Annotated in this window: 17 protein-coding genes; 9 read left to right on the forward strand and 8 right to left on the reverse strand. The window is 70.1% G+C overall.

The window, feature by feature from the left end:
• Window positions 1–6 precede the first annotated feature (6 nt).
• From tsaE to trxA, 6 genes are all read left to right on the forward strand, one after another.
• Window positions 7–468 carry a tRNA (adenosine(37)-N6)-threonylcarbamoyltransferase complex ATPase subunit type 1 TsaE gene (gene tsaE, locus PVT71_RS05290; protein ID WP_353473459.1) on the forward strand — a complete coding sequence of 154 codons (462 nt, stop codon included), beginning with the start codon at window positions 7–9 and terminating at the stop codon, window positions 466–468.
• On the forward strand, window positions 465–1424 hold the full coding sequence (locus PVT71_RS05295) for a phosphotransferase (RefSeq protein ID WP_353473460.1): 960 nt from the start codon (window positions 465–467) through the stop codon (window positions 1422–1424). Before tsaE ends, PVT71_RS05295 begins: the two co-directional genes overlap by 4 nt.
• The gene (locus PVT71_RS05300; protein WP_353473461.1) at window positions 1424–2098 is read left to right on the forward strand and encodes a nucleotidyltransferase family protein; all 675 of its coding nucleotides are present in this window, start codon (window positions 1424–1426) and stop codon (window positions 2096–2098) included. Before PVT71_RS05295 ends, PVT71_RS05300 begins: the two co-directional genes overlap by 1 nt.
• The gene (gene addB / locus PVT71_RS05305; protein ID WP_353473462.1) at window positions 2091–5021 is read left to right on the forward strand and encodes a double-strand break repair protein AddB; all 2931 of its coding nucleotides are present in this window, start codon (window positions 2091–2093) and stop codon (window positions 5019–5021) included. Before PVT71_RS05300 ends, addB begins: the two co-directional genes overlap by 8 nt.
• The gene (addA, locus tag PVT71_RS05310) at window positions 5018–8392 is read left to right on the forward strand and encodes a double-strand break repair helicase AddA (RefSeq protein ID WP_353473463.1); all 3375 of its coding nucleotides are present in this window, start codon (window positions 5018–5020) and stop codon (window positions 8390–8392) included. The genes addB and addA overlap by 4 nt, the downstream gene beginning before the upstream one ends.
• Before the next feature lie 93 nt (window positions 8393–8485).
• Window positions 8486–8806 (forward strand): thioredoxin, encoded by a 321-nt coding sequence (trxA, locus tag PVT71_RS05315; RefSeq protein WP_095881202.1) that lies wholly within the window; start codon window positions 8486–8488, stop codon window positions 8804–8806.
• Window positions 8807–8955: 149 nt separating this feature from the next.
• Here the strand turns inward: trxA and PVT71_RS05320 are convergent, their stop codons facing one another.
• Window positions 8956–9927, reverse strand: coding sequence for a phosphotransferase (locus PVT71_RS05320; RefSeq protein ID WP_353473464.1), 972 nt, complete (start codon window positions 9925–9927; stop codon window positions 8956–8958).
• Window positions 9928–10027: 100 nt separating this feature from the next.
• Here PVT71_RS05320 and hslV point away from each other — a divergent pair, with 100 nt between their 5' ends.
• A complete protein-coding gene (gene hslV / locus PVT71_RS05325) occupies window positions 10028–10585 on the forward strand; it encodes an ATP-dependent protease subunit HslV (RefSeq protein WP_353473465.1) in 558 nt (185 codons plus the stop codon).
• A 22-nt stretch (window positions 10586–10607) separates the two neighbouring features.
• The gene (gene hslU, locus PVT71_RS05330; protein WP_353473466.1) at window positions 10608–11915 is read left to right on the forward strand and encodes an ATP-dependent protease ATPase subunit HslU; all 1308 of its coding nucleotides are present in this window, start codon (window positions 10608–10610) and stop codon (window positions 11913–11915) included.
• 174 nt (window positions 11916–12089) lie between these two features.
• Here the strand turns inward: hslU and PVT71_RS05335 are convergent, their stop codons facing one another.
• A complete protein-coding gene (locus tag PVT71_RS05335) occupies window positions 12090–13628 on the reverse strand; it encodes an ABC transporter substrate-binding protein (protein WP_353473467.1) in 1539 nt (512 codons plus the stop codon).
• A 109-nt stretch (window positions 13629–13737) separates the two neighbouring features.
• Window positions 13738–14736 carry a prolyl aminopeptidase gene (gene pip, locus PVT71_RS05340; protein WP_353473468.1) on the reverse strand — a complete coding sequence of 333 codons (999 nt, stop codon included), beginning with the start codon at window positions 14734–14736 and terminating at the stop codon, window positions 13738–13740.
• Between the two features lie 51 nt (window positions 14737–14787).
• On the opposite strand from pip, the gene ubiG reads away from it, so the two are divergent.
• Window positions 14788–15528: a bifunctional 2-polyprenyl-6-hydroxyphenol methylase/3-demethylubiquinol 3-O-methyltransferase UbiG gene (gene ubiG, locus PVT71_RS05345; protein WP_353473469.1), complete on the forward strand. Its 741-nt coding sequence runs from the start codon at window positions 14788–14790 to the stop codon at window positions 15526–15528.
• A gap of 80 nt (window positions 15529–15608) precedes the next feature.
• Here ubiG and PVT71_RS05350 read toward each other — a convergent pair whose 3' ends face one another.
• From PVT71_RS05350 to PVT71_RS05370, 5 genes are all read right to left on the reverse strand, one after another.
• Complete coding sequence (locus PVT71_RS05350; RefSeq protein WP_353473470.1) at window positions 15609–16952, reverse strand: dicarboxylate/amino acid:cation symporter; 1344 nt, start codon at window positions 16950–16952, stop codon at window positions 15609–15611.
• Between the two features lie 157 nt (window positions 16953–17109).
• A complete protein-coding gene (locus PVT71_RS05355) occupies window positions 17110–17550 on the reverse strand; it encodes a MarR family transcriptional regulator (RefSeq protein WP_353473471.1) in 441 nt (146 codons plus the stop codon).
• Entirely contained in the window at window positions 17547–18380 is an 834-nt protein-coding gene (locus PVT71_RS05360; protein ID WP_353473472.1) for a carbon-nitrogen hydrolase family protein, read from the reverse strand. Before PVT71_RS05360 ends, PVT71_RS05355 begins: the two co-directional genes overlap by 4 nt.
• Before the next feature lie 12 nt (window positions 18381–18392).
• Window positions 18393–18650 carry a glutaredoxin 3 gene (gene grxC / locus PVT71_RS05365; protein WP_353473473.1) on the reverse strand — a complete coding sequence of 86 codons (258 nt, stop codon included), beginning with the start codon at window positions 18648–18650 and terminating at the stop codon, window positions 18393–18395.
• 45 nt (window positions 18651–18695) lie between these two features.
• Entirely contained in the window at window positions 18696–19406 is a 711-nt protein-coding gene (locus PVT71_RS05370) for a ComF family protein (protein WP_353473474.1), read from the reverse strand.
• Between the last annotated feature and the right edge of the window lie 12 nt (window positions 19407–19418).

The following is a 19418-nucleotide window of genomic DNA, read 5'->3' on the forward strand; positions in this document are numbered from 1 at the left end:
CCCGCCATGACGACGCGCGCCCTGTCCCTGCCCTCCCCAGACGCCACCTGCGCGCTGGCCGCCACGCTGGCCCCGCGCCTGCGCCCCGGCGACGTGCTGCTGCTGATCGGCGGCATCGGCGCGGGCAAGACCCATTTCGCCCGCTGCCTGATTCAGTCGCTGATGGACGAGCCCGAGGACGTGCCCTCGCCCACCTTCACGCTGGTGCAGGTCTACGACGTGCCCACGGGCGAGCTCTGGCACAGCGATCTCTACCGGCTCTCGAACCCCGACCAGGTGGTCGAACTGGGGCTGGACGAGGCCTTTGACGAGGCGATCTGCCTCGTGGAATGGCCCGACCGGCTGGCCGATCTCACCCCCGCCTCGGCCCTGACGCTGAGCTTCGAGGTGACCGGCGACGAGACCCGGCAGGTGACGCTCGACTGGCAGGACGCGCGCTGGGACAGCCGCCTGGAGGGGCTTTCGTGAAAGATTTCCTGTTCACCGCGGGCTGGGGTGGCGCCGAGGCGCAGCCGCTGGCCGGGGATGCCTCGTCGCGCCGCTACACGCGGCTGGCGCGCGGGGCCGAGACCGCGATCCTTATGGAGGACCCCGAGGGCGACGTGGCGCTGTTCGCCCGGCTCGCGCGGCACCTGCTGCAGATCGGCCTCAGCGCGCCGCGGGTGCTGGCCGAGGCGCCGGGCCTGCTGCTGCTCGAGGATCTCGGCGACGGGCTCGTCGCCCGGCTCTGCACCGATGCCGCGACCGAAAAGCGGCTCTATCTCGGGGCAACCGACGCGCTGATCGCGCTGCACCGCCACGCCCCGCCCGAGGATCTGCCGGTGGCCGACGCGGCGCACCTGTCGCGGATCACCGGCCTTGCCTTCGACGCCTACGTGCCCGGCACCGGCGCACCGCACGATCCCGCGACCCGCGACCGGGTGATCGCCGCCTTCGACGCGCTGATCGCCGAGCACGCCCCCGAAACCGACGTGATGATCCTGCGCGACTACCACGCCGAGAACATCCTCTGGCTGCCCGAACGCGAGGGCGCGGCCCGGGCCGGGCTGCTCGATTTCCAGGACGCGCTGAAGGGCCACCGCGCCTATGACCTGATCTCGCTGATCCGCGACGCCCGCCGGGATGTCTCGGACGCCACCGCCGAGGCCTGCATCCGGCACTATCTCGACCAGACCGGCACAGACGAGACGCCGTTCCGCACCGCACTCGCCGTGCTCGGCGTGCAGCGCAACCTGCGCATCCTCGGCGTCTTCGCCTCGCTGGCGAAGAAACGCGGCAAGCCGCAGTACATCGACCTCATCCCGCGTGTCTGGGACCACCTGCAGACCGACCTCGCGCATCCGGCGCTGGCCGGGATCCGCGCCCTGCTGGACCCGGCGCTGCCCGCGCCGACGCCCGAGACCCTCGAAAGGCTCAAATCCTGATGCCCCATGCCGTGATGCTCTTTGCCGCGGGCTTCGGCACCCGCATGGGCGCGCTGACCGCCGACCGCCCCAAGCCGCTGATCGAGGTGGCCGGAAAGCCGCTGCTCGACCACGCGCTGGCGCTGACGACCGGCCTGCCCACGCGCGTCGTGAATGCCCATTACCGCGCCGAGCAGGTCGTCGCGCATCTCGACCGCAGCGGGGTCGTCGTCTCGGTCGAGCAGCCCGAGATCCTCGACACCGGCGGCGGGCTGCGCCATGCCCTGCCGCTGCTGGGTCCGGAGCCGGTTTTCACGCTCAACACCGATGCGGTCTGGGCCGGGCCGAACCCGCTGCGCCTGCTGGCCGAGGCCTGGGATCCCGCCCGCATGGACGCGCTGCTGCTCTGCGTGCCGCTGGCGAACGCCGTGGGCCGCAAGGGTGCCGGAGACTTCACGCTGCAAGGGGATGGCCAGCTGCGCTGGAAAGGCGATCACGTCTACACCGGCGCGCAGATACTCAAGACCGAGCTGCTGGCGGAAATCCCCGAGGAGGTGTTCTCGCTGCGCACGCTCTGGCAGCGGATGGGGGACGAGGGCCGGCTCTGCGGGCTCGACTACCCCGGACACTGGGCCGATGTCGGCCACCCCGAGGGCATCACCCTCGCCGAAGAGATGCTGGCCCGCCATGTTTGAGCCGAGCGGCACCCCCCGCGTCTACGGGCTTGCCCCCGGCATCGATTTCCCCGCCGCGCTGGTCGCGGGCCTGCGGGACCGCATGGCCGGCCGCCCGCCCGAGGAGATGGCCAAGGTCGAACTGATCCTCAACACCAGCCGCATGGCGCGGCGGGTGAAGGCAATCTTCGATTCCGGTCCCGCGACGCTGCTGCCGCGCATCCGCCTGCTGACCGACATGGCCGACCCGGCCGCGCTGCGCGACCTGCCCGCGCCGGTGCCGCCGCTGCGCCGCAGGCTCGAACTGACCGGCCTCGTGTCGCGGCTACTCGACGCGCAGCCCGACCTCGCCCCGCGCGCCGCGCTCTTCGATCTGGCCGACAGCCTCGCCACGCTGATGGACGAGATGCAGGACGAGGGCGTCTCGCCCGACCAGATCGCCCAGCTCGACGTCAGCGACGAGTCCGGCCACTGGCAGCGCGCGCTCAGCTTCCTCAGCATCGTGCAGCGCTATTTCGAGCAGGGCGAAGAGGCGCCGGACACCATCGCCTTCCGCCGTTATGCGCTGGAAGAGAGACTGAAACGCTGGGAAGAGACCCCGCCCGAGCACCCGGTGATCCTTGCCGGCTCCACCGGCTCGCGCGGGGGCACGCACCGGCTGATGTGCGCGGTCTCGCGCCTGCCGCAGGGCGCGCTGGTGCTGCCGGGCTATGATTTCGACATGCCCGGGCCGGTCTGGGGCGGGCTGACCGACGCGCTCTCGGGCGAGGATCACCCGCAGTTCCGCTTCGCCCGGCTGCTGCACGAGCTGGCACTCGACCCGGTGACCCTGCCGCACTGGCACGGCGAGGCCCCGCCCAGCGCGGCGCGCAACCGGCTGGTCTCGCTCGCCCTGCGCCCGGCGCCGGTCACCGACCAGTGGCGCTCCGAGGGCGTGCACCTGCCCGATCTGACCGAGGCGACGGCAAAGCTCACGCTGGTCGAGGCCAATTCGAAGCGCGAGGAGGCGATGGCCATCGCCCTGCGCCTGCGCGAGGCGGCGGAAAGGGGCACCACGGCGGCGCTGATCACCCCCGACCGGATGCTGACCCGGCAGGTGACCGCCGCGCTCGACCGCTGGGACATCGTGCCCGACGACAGCGCCGGCATCCCGCTGCAGCTGACCCCGCCGGGGCGCTTCCTGCGGCAGGTGGCGGCGCTCTTCCAGCGCGAGCTGACCGCCGAGAGCCTGCTCTCGCTGCTGAAGCACCCGCTCACCCACAGCGGATCCGAGCGCAACAACCACCTGCGCGCCACCCGCGAGCTGGAACTGCACATCCGCAAGAAGAGCTGGCCCTTCCCCAAGCCCGAGCTGATCGAGGCCTGGGGCGCGGCCGCCGGCTTCCCCGACTGGGCGCACTGGGTCGCCGAGACCTTCTGCCAGCCGCCGCTTCACGGCACCCGCGCGCTGAGCGACTGGCTGGCCCATCACGTGGAGCGGGCCGAGGCCATCGCCGCCGGGCCCGAACACGGCGAATCCGAGCTCTGGAAGGAAGGCGCGGGCCGCAAGGCGCGGCAGGCAGTCGCCGAGCTCGAGGGCGAGGCGAGCCACGGCACCGACCTCGACGCGCGCGACTATGCCGACCTTTTCGGCGCGATCCTTGCCAAGGGCGAGGTGCGCGACCGCGACGCGCCGCACCCGCGCATCCTGATCTGGGGTACGCTCGAGGCCCGCGTCATGGGGGCCGAGCTGCTGATCCTCGGCGGGCTCAACGAGGGCAGCTGGCCGGAAATCCCCGGCGCCGACCCGTGGCTCAACCGCCGGATGCGCCACAAGGCGGGCCTGTTGCTGCCCGAGCGGCGCATCGGCCTTGCCGCGCATGACTTCCAGCAGGCGGTCGCCGCCGAGGAGGTCTGGATCACCCGCGCGCTGAAATCCGACGACGCCGAGACCGTGCCCGCGCGCTGGGTGAACCGCCTGATGAACCTGATGAACGGCCTGCCCGCGAAGCAGGGGCCGCAGGCGCTCGAGGCGATGAAGGATCGCGGCAGGCACTGGCTGGCGCTGGCCCGGCAGGTCGAGGCGCCGATCAAGACCCCCGCCGCCGCGCGCCCCTCGCCGGTGCCCCCCGTCGCGGCGCGGCCAAGGCAGCTCTCGGTCACCGAGATCAAGACGCTGATCCGCGACCCCTACGCGATCTACGCCAAGCGCGTGCTGCGGCTGCGCCCGCTCAACCCGCTGCAACGCGCCCCCGACGCCCTGCTGCGCGGCATCCTGATCCATCAGGTGTTCGAGGAATTCGTGCGCGAAACAGTCTCTGATCCGGGGCTTCTGAGTGCCGAGGCGCTGCGCGCCAAGGCCGCGACGGTGATCGGCGATCGCGATGTGCTGCCCTTCCCGGTGACCCGCCACGTCTGGCAGTCGCGCATCGGCCGTATCGCCGAGTGGTTCACCCGCACCGAGGCGCAGCGTCAGCAGATCGCCCGCCCGGCGCATTTCGAGACCAGCGGCTCGAGCGACATCGCCGCGCTCGGCTTCACCCTCAAGGGCACTGCCGACCGGATCGACATCGACGAGAAGGGCAACGCCCATCTTTACGACTACAAGACCGGCGCCGCCCCGACGGCCAAGCAGCAGAAGAACTTCGACAAGCAGCTGCTGCTCGAGGCCGCCATGGTCGAGCGCGGCGCCTTCCCGAACCTGCAGCCGCGCCACGCCGCGCGGGCGGTCTTCGTCTCGGTCTCAGTCAACCCGAACGAGGTCGAGGCGCCGCTCGACGAGGTGCCGCCGTCGAAGGTCTGGAGCCAGTTCGAGACCCTGATGACCCGCTGGTTCGAGCCGGATCGCGGCTACACCGCCCGCGCCGCCATGCTGAGCGAGAACGACTTTTCCGACTACGACCACCTCTCGCGCTTCGGCGAATGGGACGTGATCGACGCCGCCGAACGGGAGATGCTGGAATGAGCCGCAACGAGGCCAGCGAAAAGCAGGTGCAGGCGGCCCGCCCGGATGCCTCGACATGGCTTGCCGCCAACGCGGGCTCGGGCAAGACCCGCGTGCTGACCGACCGGGTGGCGCGGCTGCTGCTCGACGAGGTGCTGCCCGAGCACATCCTGTGCCTGACCTACACCAAGGCCGCCGCCACCGAGATGCAGAACCGCCTGTTCAAGCGGCTCGGGGACTGGGCGATGCGGGACGATGACGATCTCGTCCGTGAACTCCGCCAGCTCGGCCTCGACGGCGCGCTGCCGCCCGAGCGGCTGCGACAGGCCCGCACGCTCTTTGCTCGCGCCATCGAGACGCCCGGCGGCCTGCGCATCCAGACCATCCACTCATTCTGCGCGAGCCTGCTGCGGCGCTTCCCACTCGAGGCCGGGGTCTCGCCTCAGTTCACCGAGATGGAGGACCGCGCCGCCGAGATGCTGCGCGCCGAGGTGCTGGAACGCATGGCCGAAGGGCGCGACGCCCATCTCATCGAGGCCATGGCCCCTTTCCTCGGCGAACAGCCCGAGGCGCTGCTGGCCGAGCTCTGCGGGCGCAAAGCCGCCTTCCTGCCGCCCCGCACCGCCGAGGACATCCGCGCGCTCTACGGGCTGCCCGGCGACATGGACGAGGAGGCGGTGCTGGCCGAGGTCTTCCTCGGCAGCGAAACGGACCTCATCGCCCGGGTGATCCCCGTGCTGCAGGCCGGCAAGAGCACCGACCAGGGCGCGGCGGACAAGCTTGCACGCTTCACCGGGCCCGACATGGCCGGGATGCTCGCGCTGGAAGATGCGCTGCTCACCCAGAAGGGCACGATCAGCAGCCGCGTGCCGACCAAGGACAGCAAGCAGGCGCTCGGCCCCGACGCGCCGCGGCTGGAGCAGCTGGCGCAAAGGGTGGAAGAGGCCCGCGAGGCGCGGCTCGCCGTCGAGGCGGTGAAGCGCGAGATCACCCTGCACCGCTTTGCACAGGTCTTCCTTCCGGCCTACGAGGCCGAGAAGATGCGCCGCGGCTGGCTCGACTTCGACGATCTGGTGGTGCGCGCCCGCGACCTGCTGGCCGACGACCGGGTGGCGGACTGGGTGCTCTACCGCCTCGACGGCGGCATCGACCACATCCTCGTCGACGAGGCGCAGGACACGAGCCCGGTGCAGTGGCAGGTGATCGAGCGGTTGGCGCGCGAGTTCACCTCCGGCGAGGGGGCGCGCGGCGACGTGCGGCGGACGATCTTCGTCGTCGGCGACAAGAAGCAGTCGATCTACTCCTTCCAGGGTGCCGACCCGCGCGAGTTCGACCGCATGTGCGACGACTTCGCCGAGCGGCTGCAGGGCACCGACGCGCCGCTGTCGCGGATGATGCTGGAATATTCCTTCCGCTCCGCCGGGCCGGTGCTGAAGCTGGTCGATGCCACCTTCGAGGGCCGCGAGGAGTCAGGGTTTTCCCCGGAACAGAGACACAAGGCCTTCAAGTCCGAGATGCCGGGAAGGGTCGATCTCTGGCCGCATATCGAGCCCGCCAAGGAGGAGGAGGAAGACGCCGAGTGGTACGAACCGGTCGACCGCATCGGCGCGCAGCATCACACGGTGCGGCTCGCGAACCGCATCGCCACCTTCATCGCCGAGACCATCGGCACGCCGCTCCCCGTCGAGATCGGCAACACCGGCAGCTACAAGGCCCGCCCCGCCCATGCCGGCGACTTCCTGATCCTCGTGCGCCGGCGCGGCACGCTCTTCACCGAGATCATCCGCGCCATCAAGACCCGCGGCCTTCCCATCGCGGGCGCCGACCGGTTGAAGGTCATGTCGGAACTGGCGGTGAAGGATATCGGCGCGCTGCTGGCCTTCCTCGCCACGCCCGAGGATGACCTCTCGCTCGCCACCGCGCTGCGCTCGCCGCTCTTCGGCCTGACCGAGAAAGCGCTCTTCGACCTCGCCCACCACCGCAAGCCCGGCAGCTACCTCTGGGTCGCCCTGCGCGACCGGCGCGAGGAGTTTCCCGCCGTGCTGCGGGTGATGGACGACCTGCTCGGCAAGACCGACTTCCTGCGCCCCTACGACCTCATCGAGCGCATCCTCACCCGCCACCGCGGCCGGCAGAAGCTGCTCGGGCGGCTCGGCGAAGAGGCGGAGGACGGGATCAACGCGCTGCTGCAGCAGGCGCTGGCCTACGAGCAGAGCACCGTGCCCTCGCTCACCGGCTTCCTCGAGTGGATGCAGTCCGACGATCTCGAGATCAAGCGCGCCCCCGACAGCGCCGGGGCCCGCATTCGGGTGATGACGGTGCATGGCTCCAAGGGCCTTGAGGCGCCGATCGTCATCCTGCCCGACTGCGCCCAGCCCACCAAGACCATCCGCGAGCGCCTGCTGCCCGCCGGGAGCGGCGAGACCGCCGGCATGGTCTGGCAGTCGAGCGCCGCGGCGCAGCCGCAGGTGCAGGCCGAGGCGCTGGAGACCGCCAAGGCCGCCGCCGAACGCGAGCGCGACCGGCTGCTCTACGTCGCCCTGACCCGCGCCGAGAAATGGCTGGTGGTCGCCGCCGCCGGTAATCTCGGCAAGGACGGCAGCGCCTGGTTCGACCAGGTGCAAAGGGGTATGGAGCGCGCCGGGGCCGAGGCCGTCGGCTACGATTTCGGCAAATGGGGCTCGGGCGAGGGCCTGCGTCTGGGTCAGGCGGACTGGTCGCACCTGCCCTTCGAGCAGGTCACGGTGCAGGCCCCGGTGCTTCCGGAGTTGCCGCCGCACCTGCTGACCCCTGCGCCCCTGCCCGCGCCGCTGCCCGAAAGCCGCTCGCCCTCCGACCTCGGCGGCGCCAAGGCGCTCTCGGGGATCGAGGGGCTCGACGAGGAGGAAGCCAAGCTGCGCGGCACGGTGCTGCACCTGCTGCTCGAACATCTCGCGCCGCTTTCCGCGCCCGAGCGCGCCGAGGCGGTGCCGCACGTGCTGACCCTGGCCGAGGACCTGCCGGAGGAGACAGACAGCATCGTCACCGAGGCGCTGGCCGTGCTCGCCGCCCCCGCGCTGGCCCCGGTCTTTGCCGGCGAAGCCCTCGCCGAAGTGCCGATTTCCGCCGGGATAGAGCCTTTGGGACGCATCCACGGCGTCATCGACCGGCTGCTGGTCACCCCCGGCAAGGTCATCGCGCTCGACTTCAAGTCGAACCGCACCGTGCCCCGCACCCCGGCCGAGGTGCCCGAGGGGCTGCTGCGCCAGATGGGCGCCTATGCCGCCGCGCTGGCACAGGTCTTCCCCGGGCGCGAGATCGAGACCGGGCTCATCTGGACCGCGACGCAGGAGCTCATGGTGTTGCCACACGATCTGGTGTGTGCGGCGCTGCACAGGACTACTGCAACTTGACGACTCCCCGGGGCGTGCCTACCTTCGCCCCCCGAACACCGGGTGCGCCCTGCCGCGCGCCCTGCTGCCAAACCCCTGCCAAGGAGACCTCCCATGGCCACCGTCCCCGTCACCGACGCGACCTTCGACGAAGAAGTGAAGAACTCCGACATCCCCGTTGTGGTGGATTTTTGGGCCGAATGGTGCGGCCCCTGCAAGCAGATCGGCCCGGCTCTGGAAGAGCTCGCCGCCGAGTATGAGGGCAAGATCAAGATCGCCAAGGTCGACGTCGACCAGAACCCGAACACCGCCGCCATGATGGGCGTGCGCGGCATTCCTGCGCTCTTCATCTTCAAGGACGGCCAGGTGATCTCGAACCGCGCCGGCGCCGCCCCCAAGGCCTCGCTGGCAAGCTGGATCAACGAGTCGATCTGAGCCTTCCGGCCCAGCGTTCTAGAGAAATGCGCCTCCCTCTGGGGGCGCATTTTTCATTGATAAGCCCCGGCCCCCGCCGCACGGCAATCTTTCATCTTTCCCCAAATACTCCCGCCGGAGGCGTCGCAACACCGCGACCCGCGCCGCGCTCAGGCGCCGGGAAACACCCGCCCCGCCAGCGCCTGCACCCCGGCCCAGCGCCGCGCCTGCGCCGGTCCCCGGTCCTCGGGCCTCGCCGGAAGCCCCCACCATTCCGCCAGAACCCGGTTGCGCAGCAGCAGCTGCACCGAGGGATCCTCCGCCGTCACCAGCCCGTAACCCGCGAAGAAGGCGCCGAGCGCCTCGGGCGGCAGCACCTCGCCTGCGGGGATCGCCTCCTTCGGCGCGTGCAGGATGGCGTAATCTGCAAGCAGCCGGGCGATGTCATGCCCCACCGGCACCACCCGCCCCCCGGCGAAGTCGATCCCCCAGCAGGCCGCCTCGCCGAGCACGAGGTTGCGCAGGTGCAGATCGCCATGGGTCCGGGCGGTGAGCGTCCCGCGCCCCTCGTAGCGCGCCTGATCGGCACAGAGCGCCCCGGCGCAGGAGATAAACCGCTCCGGCTCCGCCACAGCCCGCGCACCCGAGGCGACCTCGGCCATCACCCCGCGCAGGAAGCCCAGCGTGTGCTTCGGCTGGAACACCCGGCGCTCCCCCGGCAGAGCGCGGTGAAACCCGCCCATCCAAGCCCCCGCCCGCCGCAGCAGCGCCGCCTGTTCGGCCAGAGGCGCCCCCTCCAGCAACACGGAGAGCGGCCGCGCCTCGAGGAACTCCATGGCGCAGGCGCGCCGCTCGACGTCAAACGCCAGCAGCGCCGGCACCCCGGCCGCATAGGCCTCCTGCACTTCCAGATGGGCGGCCATCGCGGCGGTGAACTTCGCCGGATCATCGGGGCGGAGCTCGTGCTTCAGCACCAGCCGCCGCCCCTCCGGCCCGTCCAGACACAGCAGGATCCGCGCCACCCGCGCATCCTCGCGCCGGGCCAGCGGCGCGGGACGCCAGGACGCAGGGTCAAGCCCCAGCTCGCGGGCGAGAACCGGCCAATGCGCCAGCGCCGCGCGCCCCAGATCCCCCGCGATCATTCCCATTTCCCGTCCCCTGCGCTATCTGCCCCGGCAAGGGCAGCGCCTTGCGAGGGAGAGTTTCAGCCCCCATATGGCGCCCAGCAAGAAAGGAAAGACAATGTCCGATCAGGAATTTCCGGGCTGGCACGGCACCACGATCATCGGCGTCCGCAAGGGCGGCCGGGTGGTCGTCGCGGGTGACGGGCAGGTGAGCCTCGGCCAGACTGTCATCAAGGGCACCGCGCGCAAGGTGCGCCGGCTGGCGCCCGGCGGTCACGAGGTGGTCTGTGGATTTGCCGGCTCCACCGCCGACGCCTTCACCCTGCTTGAGCGGCTGGAGGGCAAGCTCGAGAAATCCCCCGGCCAGCTGCAGCGCGCCTGTGTCGATCTCGCCAAGGACTGGCGCACCGACAAGTACCTGCAGAAGCTCGAGGCGATGCTGATCGTCACCGACGGGCGCGAGCTCTACGTGATCACCGGCGCCGGCGACGTGCTCGAGCCCGAGCATGACATCGCCGCCATCGGCTCGGGCGGCAACTTCGCCCTCGCCGCCGCGCGCGGGCTCTACGACTACGAGGACGACGCCGAGAAGATCGCCCGCCGGGCCATGGCGATCGCCGCCGACATCTGCGTCTACACCAACGGCAAGCTGACCGTTGAGAGCATTTCGGCCTGAAAGAGAGCCTGAAAGGACGACCATGACCGACCTTACCCCCCGCGAGATCGTCTCGGAACTCGACCGCTTCATCATCGGCCAGAACGACGCCAAGCGCGCCGTCGCCGTGGCGCTGCGCAACCGCTGGCGGCGCAAGCAGCTCTCGGCCGACCTGCGCGACGAGGTCTACCCCAAGAACATCCTGATGATCGGCCCGACCGGCGTCGGCAAGACCGAGATCTCGCGCCGCCTTGCGAAGCTCGCCCGCGCCCCGTTCATCAAGGTCGAGGCCACCAAGTTCACCGAGGTCGGCTACGTCGGCCGCGACGTCGAGCAGATCATCCGTGACCTCGTCGACGCCTCGATCGTGCAGACCCGCGAGTGGATGCGCGAGGACGTGAAGGCGGCCGCGCACAAGAACGCCGAGGAGCGCGTGGTCTCGGCCATCGCCGGGCAGGACGCGCGCGAGGGCACCCGCGAGATGTTCCGCAAGAAGCTCAAGAGCGGCGAGCTCGACGACACGGTGATCGAGCTCGACGTGGCCGAGACCGCCTCGCCCTTCCCGATGATGGAGATCCCCGGCCAGCCCGGCCAGAACATGGGGATGATGAATCTCGGCGACATCTTCGGCAAGGCCTTCGGCCAGCGCACCACGCGCAAGAAGATGACCGTGGCGGAAAGCTACGAGGTGCTGATTTCCGAGGAAGCGGACAAGCTGCTCGATGACGAGCAGGTCAAGCTCGCCGCGATCGAGGCGGTGGAGCAGAACGGCATCGTCTTCCTCGACGAGATCGACAAGGTCGCGGCGCGGCAGGAAGCCCGCGGCGGCGACGTTTCCCGTGAGGGCGTGCAGCGCGACCTGCTGCCGCTGATCGAGGGCACCACCGTCAGCACCAAGCACGGTCCGGTGAAGACCGACCACATCCTCTTCATCGCCTCGGGCGCCTTCCACATCGCCAAGCCTTCGGACCTGCTGCCCGAGCTTCAGGGCCGCCTGCCGATCCGGGTGAACCTGCGCGCGCTGACCGAGGAGGATTTTGTCCGTATCCTGACCGAGACCGACAACGCCCTCACCCGCCAGTACACGGCGCTGATGGCCACCGAGCAGGTTGAAGTCAGCTTCACCGAAGCCGGCATCCGCGCGCTGGCGAAGATCGCCGCCGAGGTGAACGAGAGCGTCGAGAACATCGGCGCGCGGCGGCTCTACACGGTGATGGAACGGGTCTTCGAGGAACTGAGCTTCACCGCCCCCGACCAGGCCGGCATCTCGGTCACCGTGGACGAGGGCTTCGTCGAGAAGCACCTCGGCGAGCTCACCCGCTCGACCGACCTCAGCCGCTACGTGCTCTGAGCCAAGGTGGCGGGGGGGGTGCCCCCCGCCACCGCACTTGCCGCGGGGGGCCAGCCCCCCGCACCCCCCGGCGTATTTTCAAAGAGAAGAAGAGGCCGTGGAGAGACCGCGGCTTCTTCTCTTTCCAAATACGCCTGCCGGAGGTTGCCTCCCGGCGCGGCGCCGATCAGGGGATCAGGCCATCCACCAGCGTTCGGCCATGCGCGAATCGTCCATGGCGCGCACGGCGCCGACGCGCGCGGGCGTGGCGATGCGCGCCGAATGCGCCTGCAGGTGGTTGGCGTACATGGGCAGGATCAGCCCGCCCTCGTCGCGGCTGAGCCGCTGCATCTCGGCATAGAGCTCGGCGCGGCGGAAGCTGTCGAACTCGGCCCGCGCCTCGCGCAGCAGCTGGCCGAAACGCCCGGAGCCGCCGCGGGTGGCGTTCCACGGCGCGGATTCGGTCAGCACGGTCGAGAAGGCCCAGTCCTCGGTGGCGCGTCCCGACCAGCCGCCGGCGCGGAAACCGGCGCTCTCGCGCGGCCACCGGGTCTCGGAGGGCAGAAGGCGCAGCTCGAGCGTGATCCCGGCCTGCGCGGCGCTCTCGCGGTAGAGCTCGGCGGCGCGGGTCGCGCCGTCGAAGGCCGCCTCGGAGACCAGCATCGGCAGGGCGATGCCCTCGTGCCCGGCCTGCGCGAGGTGCCAGCGGGCGCGCTCCGGGTCGAAGCCCTGCGGCTCGAGCGCGGTGAAATAGGGGTTGGCAGGGCCGATCGGGCTGTCCTGCCCGACGCTGCCGTGGCCGTGCAGGATCCCCGAGACCATCGCCTCGCGGTCGACCGCCGCCTTCAGCGCCCGGCGCAGGTGCGGGTCGGCGAAGGGCGCAAGATCGGTGCGCAGGGCAAAGCCGTAGTGCTGGTTGCCCGCGAGGCTCTGCACGGTGATCCGCGGCTCGGCAGCCAGCGCGGCGGCCTCGGCGGCAGGCAGGCGGTCGATGGCGTCGACGCGGCCGGAGCGCAGCGCCTCGAGCCGCTCGGCGGGATCGTTCATCGCGAGGAAGTCGATGCCGTCGAACCAGCCCGCGCGGCCGTCCTTGTAATGCTCGGCGACGCGGCGGCCGATGAAGCGGCGTCCGGGTTCGAACCGCTCGACCCGGTAGAGCCCGGTCCCGATGCCGCGCGCCATGGCCTCGGCGATCTGCCCGGCGGGGTAGATCAGCAGGTGGTAGTCGGCCATGAGATAGGGGAAATCGGCGTTGCCGGTGGCGAGGGTGAACTGCACCTGGTGCGGGGTCACCGCGCGCATCATCTCGATCTCGGCGACGATGGGCCGGGCCGGGGAGGCGGCATCGCGATGCAGCGCCAGCGAGGCCAGCACGTCCTCGGCACCGAAGGGCTTGCCGTTGTGGAAGGACACGCCGCGGCGCAGGTCGAAGGTCCAGACCCGCGCGTCGGGCGAGGCGCTCCAGCCGGTCGCCAGTTCGCCGCGCAGCGCGCCGTCGGCCCCGACCTCAGTCAGCGTGTCGAAGACCGCACCCTGCGCCGCGGCGCTCATGAAGAGCCCCGCATGGGTGCGCGCGTCCCAGCCATCGGTGCCGCGGGCGCCACCCAGCGCGGCGCGGAAGTAGCCGCCGCGGGTCGCCCCGGCCATGGCGCCGCCACCGGCCAGTCCCGACGCGCCGAGGACGGCGGCGGCGAGGGCCGATTGCAGCACGCGGCGGCGGCGGAGGACGGTCATCGGGCGGGGCTCTCCCCAAGGGCGGTGTCGATTGCGGAGCCCACTCTGCACGGCGGCAGGGCGCGATGCAACAGCACCCCGCTCAAACCTTCGCCATCCGGCGGCGGCGTCAGAGCTCGTGCCGGTTCGACAGGCTCTCGAGCATGGCGATCTGGTCCATCGCGCGCACCAGCTCGGCGCTGATCCCCGGCTCGGACAGCGCGTGGCCGGCGTTGCGGATCATGCGCAGCTCGGCTTCGGGCCAGGCGCGCGACAGCTCCCAGGCGCGGCGCGGCGGGCAGATCATGTCGTAGCGGCCCTGCACGATGATGCCGGGAATGCCGCGCAGCTTGGCGGCGTTCCGCAGGATCCAGCCGTCTTCCTCGAGGAAGCCCGCGTTGACGAAATAGTGGTTCTCGAGCCGGGCGAAGGCGCGGGCATAATCGGCCGGGGCCTCGCCGCCGTGGCCGTTCGAGTAGACCGAGGCGAGAGCATTCTCCCACGACGACCAGGCGCGGGCGAATCGCACCTCCTCGCGCAGGTCGCCGGAGAAGAGGCGCCGGTGGTAGGCGCCGACGAGATCGCCGCGCTCTTCCTCGGGGATCAGGCTCTCGAACCGTGCCCATGTCTCGGGCCAGAACTGCCCCGCGCCGCCGCCGTAGAACCAGTCGAGCTCGGCCTGGGTCATCATGAAGACGCCGCGCAGCACCAGCTGGCGCACGCGGGTCGGGTGGGTGATCGCATAGACCAGCGACAGCGTCGCGCCCCAGCTGCCGCCGAAGACGATGAACTTGCCGATGCCCAGCGCCTCGCGGATGCGCTCGATGTCGGCGACGAGGTGCCAGGTGGTGTTGTTCTCGACGCTGGCATGGGGCGTGGAGCGCCCGCAGCCGCGCTGGTCGAAGAGCACCACGCGGTAGACGTCGGGGTCGAAATAGCGCCGCATCGCCGGGCTGCAGCCGCCGCCGGGGCCGCCGTGCAGCACGATGACCGGGATTCCGGTGGGGTTGCCGCACTGTTCCACATAGAGCTTGTGCCCGTCGCCCACGTCGAGCATGCGCTGGTCGAACGGGTCGATCGCGGGATAGAGATGTTGCACTGCGCTCTTTTGGCCCGGGTATTTGTCCATGGAACCTCTATATTGGCTGATGAGCCCAAAAGAAAACGGGATACCTGCACTATGACCCTGACCGTCGATCCGTCCGAAGTCGCCAAGTTCGAAGCCATGGCGGCAGAATGGTGGGACCCGAACGGAAAGTTCAAGCCGCTGCACATGATGAACCCCGTGCGTCTCGATTATATCACGGCGCAGGTCGCCGGGGAGTTCGATCGTGACCTGTCGACGCCGCGTCCCTTCGAGGGGCTGCGCATCCTCGATATCGGCTGCGGCGGCGGGCTGCTCTGCGAGCCCATGGCCCGGCTCGGGGCCGAGATCGTCGGCGTCGACGCGGCCGAGCGCAACATTCCCGTGGCGCGCACCCATGCCGAGCAGTCGGGGCTGGAGATCGACTACCGCTTCTCCACCGCCGAGGCGCTGGCGGCGGCGGGCGAGCAGTTCGACGTGGTGCTGAACATGGAGGTGATCGAGCACGTGGCCGATCCGCAGGCCTACCTCGATGCCTGCCACGCCCTGCTGAAGCGCGGCGGGCTGCACCTCTGCTCGACGATCAACCGCAACGCCAAGAGCTTTGCCATGGCCATCGTCGGGGCGGAATGGGTGATGCGCTGGCTGCCCAAGGGCACGCATGACTGGGCGAAGTTCATCACCCCGGACGAGCTTTACGAGCTGCTGCGCAAGGCCGGGCTCGAGCCGGTGGACCGCAAGGGCTACGTGTTCAACCCGGTGAGCTGGCGCTGGTCGATCTCGGACCGGGACCTGTCGGTGAATTACGTGACGGCGGCGCTGAAGCCGCGGCGCTGAGGCTCGAGAACAGACCCTTTTTCAGGGAAAAGGCGCCTGTCCGGACCCCGGGCAGGCGTCTTGCTTTTTGACCCGCTCGATCACTCCGCCGGGCGCTGCGCATGGGTCGCGAGCTCGGCCTCGGCCTCGGGGTCGATGTGCAGGTCGGCCTCGGTCTGGCCGGCGTCGGGGTCGCGGTAGACGGCCATGTCGAGCTGCCCCTCGGTCCTTGCGACGATGGCGGTCACCACCGCGTCGCCGGTGATGTTCACCGCGGTGCGGATCATGTCCATCAGCCGGTCCACCCCGAGGATCAGCGCGATGCCCTCGATCGGCAGGCCCACCTGCCCGAGCACCATGGTCAGCATCACCATGCCCACGCCCGGCACGCCCGCGGTGCCGATCGAGGCCAGCACCGCCATGCCGATCACCGTGAGATAGCCCGTGACGCCAAGGTCGATGCCGTAGACATTGGCGAGGAACACCGTCGCCACGCCCTGCATGATCGCCGTGCCGTCCATGTTGATCGTCGCGCCGAAGGGGATGGTGAAGGAGGCCACCGAGTTAGTCGCCCCCATGCGCTCGGTCACGCAGCGCAGGGTGACGGGAATCGTGGCGTTCGACGAGGCGGTGGAGAAGGCGAAGATCTGCGCCGGGCGGATCTTGCGCATGAAGATGAAGGGATCGAGCCCCGAGAAGGCCTTGAGGAACAGCATCAGCGTCACGAAGAGGTGCAGCAGCAGCGCCCCCACCAGCACCAGAACGTAGGTCATCACCGGCAGGAAGAGCCCGATGCCCTGCTCGGTGAAGGTCTTGGCGATCAGGCAGAAGACGCCGTAGGGCGCAAAGGCCATGACGATCTCGACCACCTTCATCATCAGCTCGTTCATGTACTCGCAGGCATCGACGAACTTGGTCGAACGCTCGCCAAGCATCAGCACCGCGATGCCGAGGATGATCGTGTAGAAGATGATCTGCAGCATCTCGCCGGCAGCGAAGGAGGCGACCGGGTTGCGCGGCACGATGGCGGCGAAGGTCTCCCAGATGGTCGGGGCCTGCGACGCCGCGACGCCCGAGGTGTCGACCCCCTCCATGGTGAAGCCGTTGCCCGGCGCGACGACGATGGCGATGATGATGGCGACCGCGATGGCCGTGGCCGTGGTCAGCAGGTAGAGCCCGAAGGAGCGGCCGCCGACCCGGCCCAGGATGCGGATGTCGCCGATCCCGGCGACGCCGCAGATCAGCGAGAAGAACACCAGCGGCACGACCAGCATCTGCAGGGCGTTGACGAACATGCGCCCGACCATGCCGAAGAAGCCGCCGACGATGTTGGCATTGATCCAGCCGATCTGCAGCGTGTTGAGGAGGACGCCGAGGACGAAGCCCGCCCCCATGCCGATCATCACCTTGGTGGTCAGGGAAAGTCGTCCGCTTGCTGTGCTCATTTCACCCTCCATGTGTCATGGCGCCAGTGTCGCGAACTGGCGGACCCGGAGGCGGAAAATCTGGCACTACATCGTCAAAAGGTGAACTGGCGCAGCCGGATCACCCTCAGATTGCATAGAACTTCGGCAGAATTCCACAGAAACCGCTGACGCGGCGTCAGTCGCCCTCGAGCTTTAGCCGCAAGTCGCGCAGCACCGGCAGGGCGGCCCGCACCTTGTCGGCTCCGAGGTCCCGGACCATTTCCGAGATCACCGGCGCCATCGCGGCCAGCGCCGCCTCGCGCGCACGCTTGCCCGCCGGGCTGATCGAGACCATCTTGCGCCGCGCGTCGTCCCAGTCGGGGCGGATGTGCACGTAGCCGGCGATCTCGAGCTTTGTCAGCGTGTTCGTCATCGCCCCGCGCGTGACGTGGAAGCTGCGCGCCAGCTGCGCCGGGCTGCGCTCTCCCTGCACGCGGGCAAGGTGGTTGAGCACCGAGAAATGCGAGATCTCCATGCGGTCGGGCAGCACCCGGGTCAGCCGGTTGCGCAGGAGCTGGTCGGCGGTCAGCAGCTCGCTGAAGAGCGAGATGGCGAGGGCGTCGGCAGGAGAGCTCATGCGGGCCCCGCGAACTGGCGGTCGTGGGTCAGCACGGGGATCTGCGCGCGGGCCTTCTCGACCTGCGCGAGGTCGATCTCGGCATAGACGATGCCGGGCTCGGTGCCGCCGTCGGCGACCACCTCGCCCCAGGGCGAGACGACCAGCGAATGGCCATGGGTCCGGCGCGGCTTGCCCTCGGAGATCTTGTGCGCCCCGCATTGCGCCGGGGCCAGCACCCAGGATCCGGTCTCGATGGCACGGGCGCGCAGCAGCGGCTCCCAGTGCGCCGGGCCGGTGGCAGGCGAGAAGGCCGCGGGCACCGTCAGGATCTGCGCCCCGGCATGGGCGAGCGCCCGGTGCAGGTAGGCGAAGCGCACGTCGTAGCAGATGGTGAGGCCAAGCGTGCCGAAGGGAGTCTCGGCCACCACCGCCGCGTCACCGGGGGCGAAGCCCTCGGATTCGCGGTAGGTCTCGGTCTCGGTCACCTGCACGTCGAACATGTGGATCTTGTCGTAGCGCGCGGCGATCGCGCCCTCGGGGGTGATCAGGAAGCTGCGGTTCGCAAAGCGCGTCTCGGGCGGATCGGACTTCACGCCGAGCGAGCCGACCAGCAGCCAGACGCCCAGCGCCTTCGCCTCGGCGCGCAGCCCGGCGAGGGTCTGATCCTCATCCTCGGACTGCAGCACGGAGCGCTGGTGGGCGCGGCTCGACGAGACGCAGTTGGTCACTTCCGGCGTCAGGATGAACCCCGCGCCCTGCCCGGCCGCCTCGCGCATCATGGCGCGGACGGTCTCGAGATTCTCCGCCGGGTCGTCCGACGAGCTGATCTGCAGCAGCGCGGCCTTCATCCTCGGTCTCCGTCAGTCGGCCAGCAGCGGATCGAGCTTGCCGTCGCGCTCCATGGCATAGAGATCGTCACAGCCGCCCACGTGGAACTCACCCACGAAGATCTGCGGCACGGTGCGGCCGCCATTGGCGCGCTGCACCATCTCGGCGCGGCGCTCGGGCTCGCGGCCGACGTCGATCTCGATGAAATCGGCACCCTTCTGGGTGAGCAGGCGCTTGGCGGCGTGGCAGTAGCCGCAGGTGGGCGAGGTGTAGATCTCGATCGGTTTCATGCAGGGTTTCCTATCCAGCGGGCTGGCAGCCCATCTTTCAGGGATTTAGGTATCCTTTGCAACGCGCGCCAGTACCCCGACCACCACCTGTGCCGCGCCTGCGGCCTTGCAGGCCCGTGACGCTGCGGAAAGCGTCGCCCCGGAGGTCATCACGTCGTCCACAAGCAGCACGTCGCGGCCTGAAAGTACCGCCGCGCCCCGCGACGTCGGCAGGATCGCCCCGTCGAGCACCGCGAAGCGCTCGTCCCGCCCCTTGCCGTCGAGCGAGGGCGTGGCGCGGCAGCGGCGCAGCGCATCGGGGACATGGTCGAGCCCCAGCTCGCCCGCCAGCGCCGCGCCGAGCAGCGCCGACTGGTTGTAGCGGCGGCGCAGGTGGCGGCGCAGGTGCAGCGGCACCGGCACGACCAGCGCGCCCTCCGTGATGCCGCGCAAGCCACGCGCCATCCAACGCGCCGCGGGCCGGGCGATGTCGGTCCGGTCGGCGTGTTTCAGCATCAGCACCAGCTGCCGTCCGTTGTCGCGGTAGAGCAGCGCCGCGCGCCCCTTCTCCCAGGGCCGCCCCTGCGCGCGGCATTCGTCGCAGAGCTCCGCCACGTCCGAGCTGCCCGGCAGCGGCGCGCCGCAGAGATCGCAGCCGAGCCCGCCGAGAAAGGGCGTGTCGCGCCAGCACGGGCCGCAGAGCCCGTGATCGCTTTCGACCAGCCCGCCGCAGATCAGGCAGCGCGGCGGGTAGACCAGCCGCAGCGCCCCGCGCATCAAGGTTTGCAA

It is taken from the genome of Salipiger sp. H15 (genome assembly GCF_040409955.1).
Lineage (GTDB): Bacteria > Pseudomonadota > Alphaproteobacteria > Rhodobacterales > Rhodobacteraceae > Salipiger.

Excerpts from the sequence above, each read along its gene's own strand:
- tsaE (WP_353473459.1), top strand. The coding sequence starts at position 7 with ATGACGACGCGCGCCCTGTCCCTGCCCTCCCCAGACGCCACCTGCGCG.
- PVT71_RS05300 (WP_353473461.1), top strand. The coding sequence starts at position 1,424 with ATGCCCCATGCCGTGATGCTCTTTGCCGCGGGCTTCGGCACCCGCATG.
- addB (WP_353473462.1), top strand. The coding sequence starts at position 2,091 with ATGTTTGAGCCGAGCGGCACCCCCCGCGTCTACGGGCTTGCCCCCGGC.
- addA (WP_353473463.1), top strand. The coding sequence starts at position 5,018 with ATGAGCCGCAACGAGGCCAGCGAAAAGCAGGTGCAGGCGGCCCGCCCG.
- trxA (WP_095881202.1), top strand. The coding sequence starts at position 8,486 with ATGGCCACCGTCCCCGTCACCGACGCGACCTTCGACGAAGAAGTGAAG.
- PVT71_RS05320 (WP_353473464.1), bottom strand. The coding sequence starts at position 9,927 with ATGATCGCGGGGGATCTGGGGCGCGCGGCGCTGGCGCATTGGCCGGTT.
- hslV (WP_353473465.1), top strand. The coding sequence starts at position 10,028 with ATGTCCGATCAGGAATTTCCGGGCTGGCACGGCACCACGATCATCGGC.
- hslU (WP_353473466.1), top strand. The coding sequence starts at position 10,608 with ATGACCGACCTTACCCCCCGCGAGATCGTCTCGGAACTCGACCGCTTC.
- PVT71_RS05335 (WP_353473467.1), bottom strand. The coding sequence starts at position 13,628 with ATGACCGTCCTCCGCCGCCGCCGCGTGCTGCAATCGGCCCTCGCCGCC.
- pip (WP_353473468.1), bottom strand. The coding sequence starts at position 14,736 with ATGGACAAATACCCGGGCCAAAAGAGCGCAGTGCAACATCTCTATCCC.
- ubiG (WP_353473469.1), top strand. The coding sequence starts at position 14,788 with ATGACCCTGACCGTCGATCCGTCCGAAGTCGCCAAGTTCGAAGCCATG.
- PVT71_RS05350 (WP_353473470.1), bottom strand. The coding sequence starts at position 16,952 with ATGAGCACAGCAAGCGGACGACTTTCCCTGACCACCAAGGTGATGATC.
- PVT71_RS05355 (WP_353473471.1), bottom strand. The coding sequence starts at position 17,550 with ATGAGCTCTCCTGCCGACGCCCTCGCCATCTCGCTCTTCAGCGAGCTG.
- PVT71_RS05360 (WP_353473472.1), bottom strand. The coding sequence starts at position 18,380 with ATGAAGGCCGCGCTGCTGCAGATCAGCTCGTCGGACGACCCGGCGGAG.
- grxC (WP_353473473.1), bottom strand. The coding sequence starts at position 18,650 with ATGAAACCGATCGAGATCTACACCTCGCCCACCTGCGGCTACTGCCAC.
- PVT71_RS05370 (WP_353473474.1), bottom strand. The coding sequence starts at position 19,406 with ATGCGCGGGGCGCTGCGGCTGGTCTACCCGCCGCGCTGCCTGATCTGC.